The following is a 14,102-nucleotide window of genomic DNA, read 5'->3' as shown; positions in this document are numbered from 1 at the left end:
CGCTGCCAGGTGGCCAGGTGGCGCAGCGTCCGGCACGGCCGGCCGTCACCACGGCGCTCCCGGCACGGCAGGGTTCGCGCCGGAGCCGGGGTGGGCAGGCCGGCCCGACGTCACCACCTCCTGTACGCCGTGCAGGTCGTACAGCGCCTTGTGCACCGCCCCCAGGCTTCATGCACCGTCACCGCGTAGTCGACCGGGGCGAGCCGGGCCGCGAACCGGCGGCCGGCTCGACCGCGGCCGGGCCGGCGGGCGGCGGCTCGCACACCACGCCGAAGCGGCCGCAGCCACGGCACCGACCCCCTCAGGCGGCGGGGGAGGCCACACGGGGTCGAGCACCGGCTCGCCGTGCGCCGCCATGACCGCGCAGAACCCCCATCGCGGGCGACCCAGCCGGTCATCGCGCCGCCCCGCTCCCAGCTTGTCAGCCGCGCCGAAGCTGCGGGCGACCTGTTCGACGGTGAGGGCTGAGCACCACGTGACGCAGGCCGGTTCGGACGACCATCGAGTGACGAGGTCGCGGTAGTGGCCACGTCGTGGCCTGACGCTGGAGCGCCTGGACTTCCGCTGCTCGATCGACTTGCCCCTGACGCCAACGTCAGGTTTTAGCGTGGGGGGCCTCGGCGGTCGCCGAGCATTCATCCCCACGTATAGAGAGGCGGTTTCGTCATGCGCGCAGTTCGCTATCACGAGTACGGCGGCGTGGACACCCTGGTGATCGAGAAGGTGCCGGACCCGCATCCGGGGCCTGGCGAGGTGCGGATCCGCGCCACGGCGGCCGGCGTCAACCCGGTCGACTGGAAGGTGCGGTCCGGTGCGGTGCGTGAGGTGCTCCCCGTGGAGCTGCCGGCGATTCCCGGGCGGGACGCCGCCGGGGTGGTGGACGAGATCGGTGCGGGCGTCGAGGGGGTGAGCGTCGGGGATCGGGTCTTCGGGCTGGGCGGCGTGACCGGGGCGACGGCGGAGCTGGTCGTGCTGTCGGCGTGGGCGCACGCGCCCGCCACGTGGAGCGACGAGCAGGCCGCCGCCGCGGGCCTGGCGTCCGTCACCGCCATGCGCGGTATGAAGGCGCTCGGTCCGCTGCGGGGGCGCACGATTCTCATCGAGGGGGCGTCCGGGGGCGTGGGCAGTGCGGCGGTGGAGATCGCGGTGGCTTGGGGTGCCACTGTCATCGGGACGGCCAGCGAGCGTAATCACGCGTTCCTTGAAGAGCTCGGGGCGGTGCCCACCACGTACGGGCCGGGCCTGGCCGAGCGCGTCGCCCGCCTGGCTCCGGGCGGTGTCGATGTCGTGCTGGACGCCGCAGGCTCCGGCTCTCTGGACGATCTCGTCGCCATCACAGGGGACCCCGAGCGTGTGACGACGGTCGCGGACTTCACCAACGCGCAGCGTCTGGGCGTGCGGGTGATCAACGCGGAGAACGACTCCTCGCTGCTCGCCGAGGCGGCCGAGCTCGGCGGGCAGGGGCGGTACACGCCGCGCATCGAGCGTACGTACCCGATGGAAGAGATCGCGGCGGCGCACGCCTACGCCGAGCAGGGGCGTACGCGGGGCAAGGTCGTGATCTGCATCTGACCACATCACCGTCATTACGGTTATTGCAGTAATGACTGCAATAACCGTAATGTGGCGGCATGGAGGACACCCCCACCGACGCCGAGCTCGAGTTCGTCGACGACGTCGCGATCTTCTTCTCCCGTGAGGGCATGCCGCTGATCGCGGGCCGCGTGATCGGCTGGCTGCTCATCTGCGACCCGCCGGAGCAGACCGCCGCCCAGCTCGCCGAGGTGCTGCGCGTCAGCCGCAGCTCGATCAGCAGCGCCACCAGGCTTCTGACGCCCAGTGGCCTGGTCGAGGGGGTACGGCGGCGCGGCGAGCGGCAGGAGTACTTCCGCATCGCCCCCGACGGCTGGAGCCGCATGCTGGCCGCCCGCTACGCCAAGACGGCGGCCTTCCGCGAGATCACCGAGGAAGGGCTGCGCGTGCTGGACGGCAGCGACCCCGGGCGGCGCAAGCGGCTGGAGAACGTCCACGAGCTCTACCGCTTCCTCGAAGGGGAGCTGCCGGCGATGTGGCAGCGATGGGAGGCGCACCGGGCGAAGGCGAAGGACGGCGCATGAGCGAGCCGCGCGGCACGTACCTGACCTTTCCCGAGGGCCGCCTGCACGTCCACGTCGCGGGCGACCCGGGCGCGCCACCGGTGGTGCTGCTCAGCGGGGCCGGCGTGGACAACGCGATGCTGAGCTGGCGGCGGCTCATCCCCGTCTTGGCGGCGGACCACTTCGTGCTCGCGCCCGACTGGCCGAAGCAGGGCAAGAGCCGCCCGTGGCAGGGCCGGGCCACGCATGAGCGCATGCTGCGCTGCGTCACCGACGTCCTCGATCACTTCGGTCTCGGCTCGGCCGCCCTGGTCGGGCTGTCGCAGGGCGGGGCGTTCGCGCTGGCCACCGCCATCGAGCACCCGGAACGCGTGGACCGGCTGGTGGCGCTCGCTCCTGCCGGGATCCTGTCGTTCCCGCCCGTCGTGCACCAGCTCCTGTGGCTCACCGCCAAGCTGCCGCTGCTCCACAGGACGCTCCCGGGCGTGATGCTCAGGACGCGGAGGCAGGTGGCGGCGTTCGCGCGCAGGGCGCTGTTCGCGGGGCCGGTGCCGGACTTCGACGAGATCGTGGACGAGATCGTCGAGGAGGTACGGGCGGGCGGCGCGGGCTCCTCCGACTGGCAGAACGACTCCATCGGCCCGTTCCGCATGCGCGTGGACCTGCGTCCCCGCCTGCACGAGATCACCTGCCCGGTGCTGCTCATCCAGGGGGATAAGGACGTGGGCGTGCGGCCTGACCGGACGAGGGCCGCGGCCGCGCTGATCCCCGGTGCCCGGTTCGAGCTGCTGGAAGGGGTCGGGCACTGGTCGAACCGGCAGTGCCCGGAGAAGGTGAACGCGCTGATCGCGGAGTTCCTGAGCGTGGACGGAGCTGATCACTCGGGTTAGGCCGCCCGGCATGAGGCCTCGATGCGCGTGGAGCGCGGAGCCGCACCAGCGACCGCGCCTGCCGGGCGGCCGGAGCGAGCCTGGCCGCGTCGCCCGGCTGACCATGAGGTGACCGGTGCGCGGGTCGCGGCCGGATCGCCCGGCCGGCCCTCAGGTGACCAGTTGCAGGGTCAGGCTGTCCAGCGCGGGTCGCGGCCGATGAAGCCGAGCAGCCGGTCCTGAGGCGAGGCGTCCTGCGCGACCGGCACCTCGGGGCCGAACACCTCCACCCCGGGACCGAACGCGCCCGGCGTCCGGTACTTCTCCATCAGGTCGGGCGGGATGTCGGTGAGCGCCGCCCAGTGGCGGGCCACGTCGTCCGGGTCGATCGTGTCGTCCTGGCCGGTCGCGCGGGCGAGATCCCAGCCGTGCAGCGGCATGTCGTCGCTCGGCACCTTGTCGATGTGCTGCTCGGCCGTCATTCTCGTGCCGTGCGACTCGTACTCCACGCTCGCCGGCGCGGGGTCGTTCAGGACCTCCTCGACGGCGGCCCGCGCGGCGCGGAACGCGGCGAGCGGGTCCTCGTCCACGGACGGCGCCGTGCGGGGTGTGCGGCCGAGCTCGCGCAGCACCACGTCGTGCATGTCGATGATGTGCTGGACGACGTCCCTGGCGGTCCACTTCTCGCACGGGGACGGGTCATCCCACTGGCCGGGGCGCACGGCCGCGACCTTGCGTTCGAAGTCGTCCGCGCGCCGCCGGTAGCGGTCGGCGATCTCACCCATCGTCGCTCTCCTCGTCCTCGAGCCGGTGCGCCTCGAGGAGAGTCTGACATCAGCGGACGAACGCCGCGCCGTGCGCGCCATGGTCAGCCGCGTCCGGCGAGCATGCCGCGGATCGCCCACAGGCCGCCGACGACGATGGCGCCGACGATGATGAAGGTGGTCATGGCGGTGCCGCCGACGCCGAGCATGGCGAGCACCCCCACCGTGATGCCGTAGATCATGGACAGGGCTATGAGGACTCGTGCGGAGAGTTTCGCGTTCATGAATGCTGAGCCTGCCCGAGCCCGGCGAGTCCGGGACAGACACCGATGGACGGGACGCTGATTCCGACGAAAGGTGGATACCGGGCGGCGGGCGCCGGCTGTCAGACTGGCGGGATGCTCGGCGACTCCCTCACAGGCCCGGTCGATGCGGGACAGGACGATTGGCATCGGACGGTCCCCGGCTGGCATCTCGCCTTCGCCGTACTGGCCGCGCTGACCGGCGCCCTCATCGTCACCGGCGACGGTGCGCCACCCGGCGTCGAGCGGGCTTCCGGTCTCGCGCTGCTCGCGATGCTGTGCTGCTGGTACGCCGCCACCGGCGCCCGGGTCCTGCACCGCGAGCGCGGCCGGCTGGGCGTCGTCTACCTGGCCGGCGCGGTGCCGTTATCGGCGGCGCTGTTCGCGGTGGCGCCGCAGGGTGCGCTGATGTCGTTCATGCTGTACCCGCACATCTGGGCGCTGCTCCCGCTGCGCAGAGCCGTCGCCGTGACGGTGGCGAGCGTGGCGTCGACGGCGGCGGTCATGATCGTACGCAGCGACGCGTACGGTCAGGACCTGAGCTCCGCGCTGCTGATGGCGGCGGTGGCGCTGGTGGCGGCCCTGGTGCTCGGTGTCTGGATCACCCGGATCATCGAGCAGAGCCGGCAGCGCGCCCGGCTCGTCGGGGAGCTGGCCGCCACGCGGGCGGAGCTCGCCGAGGTCAGCAGGGAGGCGGGGATGCTGGCCGAACGCGAGCGGCTCGCCAAGGAGATCCACGACACGCTCGCGCAGGGCTTCACCAGCGTGCTGCTGCTGATCGAAGCGGCCAAAGCGGGCACGTGCGAACGCGACCGGGACGCCCGTACCCACCTCGACCAGGCCCGCCGTACCGCCATGGACAACCTGGCCGAGGCCCGCGCCCTGGTCGCCGCGCTGCCGCCGCCGCGGCTCCGCGACGCCTCGCTGCCGGACGCCGTGAGCGGGCTCATCGAGCGGTTCGCGGCGGAGACCGGGCTGGAGACGCGCTTCACGGTGAACGGCACGCCCCGGCGGCTCACTCCGAACGAGGAAGTGGTGCTGCTGCGGGTCACCCAGGAGGCCCTGGCCAACGTACGCAAGCACGCCTCCGGCGCGACGCGGCTCGAGGCCGCGCTGGGATACGGCGCCTCGGGCGTGACCCTGCGGATCGCCGACGACGGCCAGGGCTTCGACCCGGATGACGCCGGTACGGGCTTCGGCATCGGCGGCATGCGCGACCGGGTCACCGAGGTCGGAGGGGTGCTGCGCGTCGGACCGGGCGGGCGTTCCGGAACGGTGGTCCAGGTGGAGCTGCCGTCATGACCGTACGAGTGCTGATCGTCGACGACCATCCCATCGTGCGGCAGGGACTGCGGGCGCTGCTGGCCGCGCAGCCGGATTTCGCGGTCGTGGGGGAGTGCGGCACCGGCGAGGAGGCGGTCGCCCTGGCGGCGGACGCCGCCCCTGATGTGGTGCTGATGGATCTGCGGCTGCCCGGACTGGGCGGCGTCGAGGCCACCGAGCGCATCGTCGCCGGCGGGAGCGCCGGGGCGGTGGTCGTGCTCACCACGTACGACTCCGACGGGGACATCCTGCGCGCCGTCGCCGCCGGCGCGACCGGCTACCTGCTGAAGGACGCCTCGGCGGAGGAACTGGTCGCCGGGGTTCGCACGGCCGCGGCGGGCGGCACGGTGCTCGCCGCCCCGGTCGCCGCCAAGCTGGCCACACGGGCGCAGGGCGGCGGCCCCTCGCTGACCGCGCGGGAGATCCAGGTGCTGGAGTGCGCGGCCCGCGGCCTGTCGAACGCGGCGACCGGGCGGGAGCTGTTCATCAGCGAGGCGACGGTGAAGAGCCACATGATGTGCATCTTCGGCAAGCTCGGGGTCGCCGACCGCACCGCCGCCGTGACCACCGCCATCGCCAGGGGCATCCTGAGCAGCCCCTGAGCTATCGGCCGCCGCTCGTAAGCCTCGTCCGGTCGGTGGGCAGGACGACCTGGCCGGTCACGAACTCGCTCCACAGCCCGAACGACAGCACATCACCCGGCTTGGCGGTGGTCTCGGCGAACCCGACCGTGCGGCCCTTGTGCTCGATGGTGGCGCCGAACGAGAGCTGGAAGCGCGTGGTGCCCGCCCGCTCCTGCGGCGGCACGGACGTGGGCGGGATGATCTCGTCCCAGGCCCACCGGTAGTCCTTGCGGTACGGGTCGGAGACGCGTTCCAGCGTCTGCTCCAGGATCACGCCGGTGTCCGGGATGACCACCAGCAGGCCCGGCCCGCGTCCGAGCCTGGTGTTGAACGCGTGCACCTCCTGCGTCTTGCCGTCGGCCGTCTTCCCCTGCCCGCCGCCGATCCGCGACCCCTCGGGGCAGGCGTTCACTCCGCGCTCCTCGATGACGCTGCGGGCGCAGGTGGGGAACGCTTCGGGGTTGAACCGCACCGTACGGTCGAACAGGAACACGAACCGGCGCGGCCCGGCCGGGACCTGCCCCGTCTCGGCCCTGCTGCGCCGGTCGAAGGCGATCGTCACGCTGCGCCCGGGGCCTTGGGTCGCGGTCACGGTGAGCGAGTCGAGGTTCCGGGTGCCCTCGACGTCCGGCTCGTACGGGCGCTGCGGCCCGCCGGGAGCCGGGTCGGGCGGGGTCGTGCTCGCGGACGCGGCGGCCGCGAGCGCGGACATGCAGAGGAATGCGGTCATGGCGGTCAGTACGGCTTTGGCCTTCACGTCGCTCCCTGAGAAATCGATCAACGCAACGTGCGCCACACAATCAACCGACCCCGAAAAATGGCATAAAGGCCGCGATCATCTCAGGATGGCCGGCTAAGTCTCCCGCTCGGTCGGTAGTCGCGCCTCGGTCAGCAGGCGCAGCTCGTCGCGGACGGCGGCCCGGATGTCTTCCGGGGTGAAGTTGCGCGGGTAGGTGGCCGTCTGGAGCGTCAGGCCGTCGATGAACACGTGGAGCCGCGCGGCCCGCCGTTCCAGGCCGGTATCGGTGAACTCCTGGCCGATCTCGGGTGCGGGCAGGTCGTGGCAGGAGGCGATGGCGAGGCGGCAGATGTGGCGTTCGGCGGCCCAGGCGTTGCGGTGGAGATCGGCCAGGGACTCGTCGATGCGCGAGCGGACCAGGCACGCGAGCCACACGTCGACTTCGACGCGGCGGTTGCCGTCCAGCGGGAGGAGCTCTTCGAGCATGAGCCGGGCGCGTTCCGGCCCCGGCAGGTCCGCGTGCAGGTGCCCGGCGATGCGGGCGGCGACGCTTCTGCCGACCGCCTGCGCGGCGAACGCGAGCAGGCCACGCTGGCTGTCGAAGTAGTGGCGCAGCCCGCCGACCGAGACGCCCGCCGCCTCGGCGACCTTGCGCACCGTGGCGCCTTCGATGCCTTCCCTGCTGATGACCTCCCATACGGCGCGGACGAGCTCGTCGCGGCGCTGCGCATGATCGACGATCTTCGGCATCTTCTTATTATCGCACGCTTGTACTGTTTCCTTTGCAGTACAAGCGTGCTGAGAAAATCGCCGCAGAACCACCTGCCGGGCCTGGCCGTGCTGATCGGCGGCCTGGCCGTGATGGCCGGATCGGCGCTGTGGCTGGCGCTGACCGTCGGCGGCGAGATCCGCTACACCGCCGATCACACCGGCACCAGGCCCATGTGGCACATCTGGATCCCCGCCCTCGCCGGACTGATGCTCACCCGGCTGATGCCCTCACCGCCCCGGAGGGCCCGTCTGCCGGTGACGCGGGAGCTCCGCCTGCAAGCGGGCGTCCTGCTCGCCTCGGGCGTGCTGTTCGCGGCGGCGCTGCGGATGCTGGCGGACAACGGCTTCGCCCCCGAACCGGCGCACACCGTCCTGAAGCTCGTCCTGCTATTGGCCGTACCGGTGCTGCTGTTCCGGCTGATACGAGTCCGGGAGCCGGCGCGGGGGCGGGGCGGCGGCTGGACGCGCTTCGGGCCGGTGGTGCCGGTGGCCGTCTGGCTCGTCCTCTCCTCCGTGGGGCCGTTCGCCCGGCCGTCCGGCGACAGCGCCTGGACGGACGGCCTCAGCCCCGCCGCGCTGCTCCTCACCATGATCGTGGTGTTCGCGCTCAACGCCCTGCTCGAAGAGGCCTTCTACCGCCGCTGGCTGCAGACCCGATGGGAGCACATCATCGGCCGCCGGCCCGCCATCGTGCTGGCGAGCCTGCCCTTCGCGGCCTGGCGCATCGGCATCCACGGCACCGGCGACCTGCTCACCGGCCTCGCCACGGTCGTCGTCCACCAGGGCGTGCAGGGACTGTTCCTCGGCTACCTGTGGAGCCGGTACCGGCTGATGTGGCCCATCCTCACCGTCCACGGCGCGATCAACGCGGCGCCCACCCTGCTGGGCCTGCTCACCGCTCTGTGATCACGGCCAGGACTCACCGGAGGTGAGACAGGATCGCTTTGGCGAAGCGGGTGGCCACGGTGGTGGGGGATACCGGCTGCGTTCCCTCGTTGACCGGAAGAACCTGGAGTTCGAAGGACTGCTTCTTGCCGGCGGAGACGAACAGACGGTACATCTTCCTGTCAAGAGCCTCGCTGACGCCCAGCATCGCCCGGTGGCCGCTGATGGTCTTTCGCGTGAGGTGCCGGTACTTCGCGGCCTTCGTCAGATCCGTGGACGTGTGCGGGATGAAGGCCACCACATATCTGTACGCAGCCCACCGGCAGGACTGGCGGCCGTTGTTCGGCTCCGAATCGTTGATGACGATGCCGAGCCTGTCCTCCTCGTCAATCGCACGGCAAGGATTCCGGGCGAGTTCGGAGAGGGTGAGCTTGCCGCCGACGGCGGTGCTCGACGGCGATGCGGAGCCGGTCGGGGCCGGGGTGCCCGTCGCGCTCGGCGTCGCAGAGGCGGTGAGGCCGGCCGGTCGTTCCTCGCTGGTGCCGCCGCCCTGCGCGCCGCACGCACTCACCGCGCATAACGCCACCAGCAGGGCCATGGCCGGGATCCGGCGGTTTCCGGTGGACGGTGCGTCCGCTGATCGAGTCACCCGGGCAGCCTAATCTTTCCGCCTCGGGACCGCTCCCGAGCGTGACGGCCTCCCATCGGAGTCGTACGCTCCGTACATGACCGCTGACACTTTGTGTGACGAGATGGTCGATCATCTGGTCAGGTTGGGTGCTATCGCATCAGCGCGGGTCGAGGCGGCGATGCGGGCCGTGCCCCGGCACGTCTTCGTGCCGGAGGCGCCGCTAGAGGAGGCGTACGGGCGCGGCGTGGTCGTCACGCACCGGGACGAGACCGGCAGGGCGATCAGCTGTGCGTCCGCCCCCGGGACGGTGGCGGAGATGCTGGAGCAGCTCGACGTCCGGCCCGGCCATCGCATCCTGGAGATCGGCGCGGGCACCGGATACAACGCCGCCCTGCTCGCCGAGCTGGCCGGGCCACGAGGGCAGGTGACCACGGTCGACATCGACGCGGGCATCGTGGCGGGCGCCCGTCGGGGCCTGGCCGCGGCCGGATACGAGCGGGTCCAGGTCGTGCACGGTGACGGCGCGGCCGGCCATGCCGGGAACGCCCCGTACGACCGGATCATCGTCACGGCGGGCGCGTGGGACGTGCCGCCCGCGTGGCGCGAGCAGCTCGCCTCCGGAGGTCGGCTCGTCGTGCCGCTGCGGATGCGGGGCATCACCCGGTCGGTGGCGCTGGGACTCGACGGCGACGTGTGGCGCAGCGTGTCGATCGTCGTGTGCGGGTTCATCCCGATGCGGGGCTCGTCGGCGGTGACGGAGAGCCGGGTGGAGCTGGACGCCGACGGTGGGGTGTGGCTTGGCGTCGATGACGGACAGCCGATCGACGTCGGCGCGCTTCGGGCGGCGCTGACCGGTGCGCCGTCCCTGGTCTGGTCCGGGGTTGTGGTGCCGTACGAGTCGCCGGAGCATCTGGACTTCTGGCTGGCCGGCGAGGCGACACGGGTCTGCCGGGTGCTCGTTTCGGCCCCTGAGCGGGAGGTGGGCCTGGTCGCGCCGATTTGGCGCTGGGGCAGCATGGGCTGCTACACCGCCGACGGCTTCGCGTACCTGATCCGCCGCGACGTTCCCCATGAGACCGGCCAGAAGATGATCGAGCTGGGCGCGTGCGCGTACGGGCCCGGCGCGGCGCGGCTGGCCGGTGACGTCGCAGGCCGCATCCGCGCCTGGCACGGCGCCCGCGACGAGCGTGCGTCCTTGCGCATCGAAGTCCGCCCGGCGGGGAGCCCCGACGTACCGAACGCCATGATCACCGCCGACAAGACGCACAGCAGGGTGTTCGTCACGGTGGGAGGCTGACGGCGGGCGCGAGGTCTACGGAGACGGCGCGACAAGGACTCGCCCGCATCGGGGGAGCACCCGTAGCGTCGAGAGCATGAAGCTGCTCTCCGTCAACATCGGCCGCCCCCGTCCCAACCCGTGGAAGGGCCTGCAGGCAACGGGTATCGACAAGCGGCCGGTTGACGGTCCGGTCGCCGTCGCCGCTCCCGGCCCCAAGGGGACCGGCGCGGTGGGCCTCGCCGGTGACCGGGTCTATGACGTGAAGCACCATGGCGGCGACGATCAGGCCGTCTACGCGTACGCCCGCGAGGATCTCGACACGTGGGAGACCGAGATGTGGCGGACGCTCCCGAACGGCGTCTTCGGCGAGAACCTCACGACCGAGGGCCTGGACGTCAACGCCGCCCTGATCGGCGAGCGCTGGCGGATCGGCCCGGACGTCGTCCTCGAAGTGTCGTGCCCGCGCATCCCCTGCGGCACCTTCGAGGGCTGGCTGGAGGAGAAGGGCTGGATCAAGCGGTTCACGCAGGCGGCCCGGCCGGGCACGTACCTGCGCGTGATCGAGCCCGGGGAGATCCGCGCCGGCGACCTCGTGGAGGTCGTCCACCGTCCCGCTCATGATGTGACCGTCGAGCTGGTCTTCCGCGCGATGACCTCGGAGCCGGACCTGCTTCCGCGGCTGGAGGCGGCCGACGCGCTGCCGGAGCCGGACAGGGCCAAGGCCCGCCGGCGGATCGCCGCGCAGGCACGGAAGGCGTAGGCGGTGGGGTGGGACGTTCCCCGAGCGCCGTGGATGAAGCGACTCGGCGAGGAGACGGTCCTCAGGGCGATCAAGCCCAGTACTCAGCGCCAGGTGTAGGTCGCGTCGGTGATCGGCGGCAGGTAGGGGTTGCCGGCGGGGGCGTCCGGTACGGGGAGTGCGCTGACGGCGGGGCCGATCAGCGGGAACAGCGGCAGCTCGGCGACCTCGCGGTAGTGCACCCACTCGATGGTGCCGGGCTCGGTGCCGCCGTCCGGGAGGTCGTCGTACTCGATCGTGGCGAGACGGTCGCGTACGTCCGGTGTGATGTGACAGCGGAAGATCAGGTGGAGCTTGCGCGGCGGCGGGGTGGGGCCGGGCCTGGTGACCAGCTGGTCCTGGATCCAGCACAGCTCGGGTGGTGTCGCGTCGGCGAGGTCGAGCGGAGCTCTTCGGTCAGTTCGCGGCCGAGGGCGGCGATCAGGTGTTCGCCGGTGTGCACGTTGCCGCCGGGTGGTGTGTAGTGCGAGCCGGTCGGGCGGTCGCGGCGGATCAGAGCCACGTGCGCGCCGCAGAAGACGAGAGCGCCCGTACGGATCTTGACGCGGGCGAAGGGTGCGGTCATGTATGCGGTATGCCCAGCAGGTCCAAGTGACCGGCACCCGAGAGGGCCCGCAAGGTGCCGCCGACCCCGGCCAGGTGCTCGCCGACGCCATGGCGCGGCTCCTCGAACCCGCAACGCCACCCCGCCCGGCGCCCGTCGCCGCGGCGGCAGAGGAGAGCCTGGCCGTGTTGCGCGAGACCCGGCAGGCGGTGCCGGACCTCATCGGACGCACCCAGGCCGCCCGGTGACGCCGGGCCACGGCGGCCACCCATAAGATCGTCGCCACCATGGAAGAGCCCCGCGACCTCCCCTCCCACCTCTCCGCCGCGTACCGGGCCGTCGGGCTGCCCTGGCCGGACGTGCGGATCGCCCACTTCGACGGGTTGCTGGCCGCGGCCGGTGAGCGTCCGGAGGCGGAGCGGCTGCGCGAGCACGTCGGCAAGCTGCGCATGGTCCAGGAGCGGTTCTTCGAGCACCTGAACGCGCTGTCGGAGGATCACGACGGCGACCCCATGCTCCTGCTCCGGCACAAGAACGAGCCGTGCGTGACGGAGGTCAGGGAGGACTGGGCGGAGACGGCGTCGATGATGCCCGAGTTCCATGCGGCGGTCACGGTGTTCGTCAGGGCGCTGCTGGGGGGCGACGCGCGGGACGTTCCCGACTATCTGGACGCCGCGCCGCCCTGGGTGGAGCCGCACCCCGGGCGCGGCATCCGCGACGAGCCCGCCGCCGGACGCGATCCCGCCGCGGACGCCCTTATGCGCTGGCGGGAGGACCCGTACGGGCCGCGCATCTGCGTCGTCACCGGCTCTCCGGGCGTCGGCAAGACGCGGCTTCTGGCCTGGTTCAGTTACTCCGGCATCTGGGACTGGTCGGGCTATCCGGGGCCGGACGAGGCGGCGATCCGCCTGCGCGGGATGGACGCGGGCGACGCCGTACGCGAGCTGGCCGGGCAGCTCAAGCTCGGCGATGGCGCCGGTCTGGACGCCATCGACCGGTCCGTGCTCGTCACCGTGGCCGACGCCCACAGGAGCAACGACCCCGAGCGCGCGTACGCCGAGGTGGTTCTTCCCCTCGCGGCGAACCCGCACGTCCGCCTGGTCGTGGAGCTCGGCCGCGAGGACGCCGAGGAAGGGTTCGGGCTGCCCGCGTACGTGCTGGACCTGGACGACCCGCGCGCCACCGAGCGCGCCGCCTTCACCGCCTGGTACGACGCCCAGCGCGTGGAGGGGTCGCCGTTCACCGCCGACCAGGTGTACCCCTCACCGGGGCTCGCCGCCCTCGCCGCACGTGCCGAAGGCGCCGACCCAGGGCCGGGCCTGCCTATGGACGTGCGGGTGGCGCGCGCCTGGCTGGACGGACTGTCACCGGAGGCCCGCGCCGCCGCCGGCACCCTGGCGCTCGCCCTCGTCCCGATCGGTCCGTACCTGTGGCGGTTGCTGCACTGCGGCCGGCACCGCGACGACCCGGAGGCCGCCGCCCGTGGTGTGGCGGAGGCAGCGTCCCGGCTGCCCCTGTCCGAGCCGGGCCTGCCCGCGTACGCCATCGACCTGCCCGCCCTGGCCGAACTCGTCTCCCCGCCCGCGTCGGCGCACGGGGAGCTGGCCGCCGTCATGCGCGGCTGGCCGGCGTCGGCCGAGCTGTCCCCGCCGACGTACGTCAGCGAGCACCTCGCCCACCACGAGCGCCTGGCGGGCGGTCCCGGCACCGTCACCCCGCTGTCGCTTTGCCGCCCTCCGACCCGGGTCACCCGCGAACTGCTGGAGGACCTGTACGGCCCGGAAGGCGTCCACCGGCCGCGCGACGTCGAGATCCACCCCGCGATCGCACACGAGCCCACCCGCCGTTTCCTCGCCGAGGTCGGCCTGCCCGCGGGCGGCCTCTGGGAAGAGCCGTTCGACCGTTTCGCCGAGCCGATGTCCGAGCTGTGGCCCGACAGCCTGGACGAGTTGCGCGCCTGCGCGGGCCTGCCGGACGACCTCGGCGCGCTGTTCCTGCTCGACGACATGAACACCTGGTACCTGTTCCTCGACGGCCGCACCGGCCTGGTGTACGAGGCGGGCGAAGGGCTGGAGACCGCCCGCGTCGCCCACCGCGGCGTCGAGTCGTACGCGTACTTCATGTACGTCATCCACCGGGCGCGCAGGCTGTGGTGCGACGGCCGGGACGCCCACCGCGAGGCCGCCTACTGGTGCGCCGACGACCTCGCGATCGAGCTGCACACGTACGAGCCGGAGGCCATGGCGGGCGAGGACGCCCTCTGGCCCCCGGCCCTGGAGGACTACACGCTCCTCACCTAGACGCGGGTCAGCTGCCGGGCGGCGGCGTGGCGTCGCCGACGTCGTGCGCCGACGGGTCGCGCGTACGCCGGGCCGCCGGGGCCGAGCAGGGAAGGCACGGCCACGCCCGCCGCGACGGCGGCCGCCACCGCCGTGCCCATCGCGAACCGCCGCCACGTCAGCAGCGGCCGGGTGCGG

17 protein-coding genes are annotated in these 14,102 nt (G+C 72.4%); 10 read left to right on the top strand and 7 right to left on the bottom strand.

Annotated elements, in window-relative coordinates; translation table 11 throughout:
- Positions 1 to 666: 666 nt before the first annotated feature.
- Genes ACFMQL_RS36725 through ACFMQL_RS36715 form a run of 3 tightly spaced genes read left to right on the top strand, consistent with a single transcriptional unit; the run spans position 667 to position 2,986 of the window.
- Positions 667 to 1,572, top strand: coding sequence for an NADP-dependent oxidoreductase (locus ACFMQL_RS36725; protein ID WP_378789397.1), 906 nt, complete (start codon positions 667 to 669; stop codon positions 1,570 to 1,572).
- A 59-nt stretch (positions 1,573 to 1,631) separates the two neighbouring features.
- Positions 1,632 to 2,117, top strand: coding sequence for a MarR family transcriptional regulator (locus ACFMQL_RS36720; RefSeq protein ID WP_364070562.1), 486 nt, complete (start codon positions 1,632 to 1,634; stop codon positions 2,115 to 2,117).
- Positions 2,114 to 2,986, top strand: a complete 873-nt coding sequence (locus ACFMQL_RS36715) for an alpha/beta fold hydrolase (RefSeq protein ID WP_378789395.1) — start codon at positions 2,114 to 2,116, stop codon at positions 2,984 to 2,986. Before ACFMQL_RS36720 ends, ACFMQL_RS36715 begins: the two co-directional genes overlap by 4 nt.
- Before the next feature lie 170 nt (positions 2,987 to 3,156).
- Here ACFMQL_RS36715 and ACFMQL_RS36710 read toward each other — a convergent pair whose 3' ends face one another.
- Positions 3,157 to 3,750 carry a TIGR03086 family metal-binding protein gene (locus tag ACFMQL_RS36710; protein ID WP_378789394.1) on the bottom strand — a complete coding sequence of 198 codons (594 nt, stop codon included), beginning with the start codon at positions 3,748 to 3,750 and terminating at the stop codon, positions 3,157 to 3,159.
- Positions 3,751 to 3,833: 83 nt separating this feature from the next.
- Positions 3,834 to 4,013 carry a hypothetical protein gene (locus ACFMQL_RS36705; protein ID WP_378789392.1) on the bottom strand — a complete coding sequence of 60 codons (180 nt, stop codon included), beginning with the start codon at positions 4,011 to 4,013 and terminating at the stop codon, positions 3,834 to 3,836.
- A 114-nt stretch (positions 4,014 to 4,127) separates the two neighbouring features.
- Between ACFMQL_RS36705 and ACFMQL_RS36700 the strand changes: the two genes are divergently transcribed.
- The gene (locus ACFMQL_RS36700; RefSeq protein WP_378789390.1) at positions 4,128 to 5,333 is read left to right on the top strand and encodes a sensor histidine kinase; all 1,206 of its coding nucleotides are present in this window, start codon (positions 4,128 to 4,130) and stop codon (positions 5,331 to 5,333) included.
- The gene (locus ACFMQL_RS36695; RefSeq protein WP_378789389.1) at positions 5,330 to 5,956 is read left to right on the top strand and encodes a response regulator; all 627 of its coding nucleotides are present in this window, start codon (positions 5,330 to 5,332) and stop codon (positions 5,954 to 5,956) included. Before ACFMQL_RS36700 ends, ACFMQL_RS36695 begins: the two co-directional genes overlap by 4 nt.
- Position 5,957: 1 nt before the next feature.
- On the opposite strand, the gene ACFMQL_RS36690 is transcribed toward ACFMQL_RS36695, so the two are convergent.
- Both ACFMQL_RS36690 and ACFMQL_RS36685 read right to left on the bottom strand, forming a co-directional pair.
- Complete coding sequence (locus ACFMQL_RS36690) at positions 5,958 to 6,707, bottom strand: hypothetical protein (RefSeq protein ID WP_378789387.1); 750 nt, start codon at positions 6,705 to 6,707, stop codon at positions 5,958 to 5,960.
- Between the two features lie 123 nt (positions 6,708 to 6,830).
- Positions 6,831 to 7,466, bottom strand: a complete 636-nt coding sequence (locus tag ACFMQL_RS36685) for a TetR/AcrR family transcriptional regulator (RefSeq protein WP_378789385.1) — start codon at positions 7,464 to 7,466, stop codon at positions 6,831 to 6,833.
- A gap of 45 nt (positions 7,467 to 7,511) precedes the next feature.
- On the opposite strand from ACFMQL_RS36685, the gene ACFMQL_RS36680 reads away from it, so the two are divergent.
- The gene (locus ACFMQL_RS36680) at positions 7,512 to 8,393 is read left to right on the top strand and encodes a CPBP family intramembrane glutamic endopeptidase (RefSeq protein ID WP_378789383.1); all 882 of its coding nucleotides are present in this window, start codon (positions 7,512 to 7,514) and stop codon (positions 8,391 to 8,393) included.
- Between the two features lie 13 nt (positions 8,394 to 8,406).
- Here the strand turns inward: ACFMQL_RS36680 and ACFMQL_RS36675 are convergent, their stop codons facing one another.
- The gene (locus ACFMQL_RS36675) at positions 8,407 to 8,970 is read right to left on the bottom strand and encodes a DUF3558 family protein (RefSeq protein WP_364070584.1); all 564 of its coding nucleotides are present in this window, start codon (positions 8,968 to 8,970) and stop codon (positions 8,407 to 8,409) included.
- A gap of 127 nt (positions 8,971 to 9,097) precedes the next feature.
- Between ACFMQL_RS36675 and fxlM the strand changes: the two genes are divergently transcribed.
- Together fxlM and ACFMQL_RS36665 are read left to right on the top strand one after the other, a co-directional pair.
- Entirely contained in the window at positions 9,098 to 10,300 is a 1,203-nt protein-coding gene (gene fxlM / locus ACFMQL_RS36670; RefSeq protein WP_378789381.1) for a methyltransferase, FxLD system, read from the top strand.
- A gap of 76 nt (positions 10,301 to 10,376) precedes the next feature.
- Complete coding sequence (locus ACFMQL_RS36665) at positions 10,377 to 11,042, top strand: MOSC domain-containing protein (RefSeq protein WP_378789380.1); 666 nt, start codon at positions 10,377 to 10,379, stop codon at positions 11,040 to 11,042.
- Between the two features lie 83 nt (positions 11,043 to 11,125).
- On the opposite strand, the gene ACFMQL_RS36660 is transcribed toward ACFMQL_RS36665, so the two are convergent.
- Positions 11,126 to 11,263 (bottom strand): hypothetical protein, encoded by a 138-nt coding sequence (locus tag ACFMQL_RS36660; protein ID WP_364070591.1) that lies wholly within the window; start codon positions 11,261 to 11,263, stop codon positions 11,126 to 11,128.
- A gap of 101 nt (positions 11,264 to 11,364) precedes the next feature.
- A complete protein-coding gene (locus tag ACFMQL_RS36655; protein ID WP_364070593.1) occupies positions 11,365 to 11,646 on the bottom strand; it encodes an NUDIX domain-containing protein in 282 nt (93 codons plus the stop codon).
- Between the two features lie 26 nt (positions 11,647 to 11,672).
- Between ACFMQL_RS36655 and ACFMQL_RS36650 the strand changes: the two genes are divergently transcribed.
- Both ACFMQL_RS36650 and ACFMQL_RS36645 read left to right on the top strand, forming a co-directional pair.
- Positions 11,673 to 11,873 carry a hypothetical protein gene (locus tag ACFMQL_RS36650; RefSeq protein ID WP_364070595.1) on the top strand — a complete coding sequence of 67 codons (201 nt, stop codon included), beginning with the start codon at positions 11,673 to 11,675 and terminating at the stop codon, positions 11,871 to 11,873.
- A gap of 39 nt (positions 11,874 to 11,912) precedes the next feature.
- A complete protein-coding gene (locus ACFMQL_RS36645) occupies positions 11,913 to 13,925 on the top strand; it encodes an SUKH-4 family immunity protein (RefSeq protein ID WP_378789378.1) in 2,013 nt (670 codons plus the stop codon).
- Positions 13,926 to 14,102 lie beyond the last annotated feature (177 nt).

Source organism: Nonomuraea fastidiosa (genome assembly GCF_042751225.1).
In the GTDB taxonomy this organism is placed as follows: domain Bacteria; phylum Actinomycetota; class Actinomycetes; order Streptosporangiales; family Streptosporangiaceae; genus Nonomuraea; species Nonomuraea fastidiosa.
Note: the sequence above shows the minus strand (reverse complement) of the source record. Positions and strands in the feature narration are given on the sequence as shown.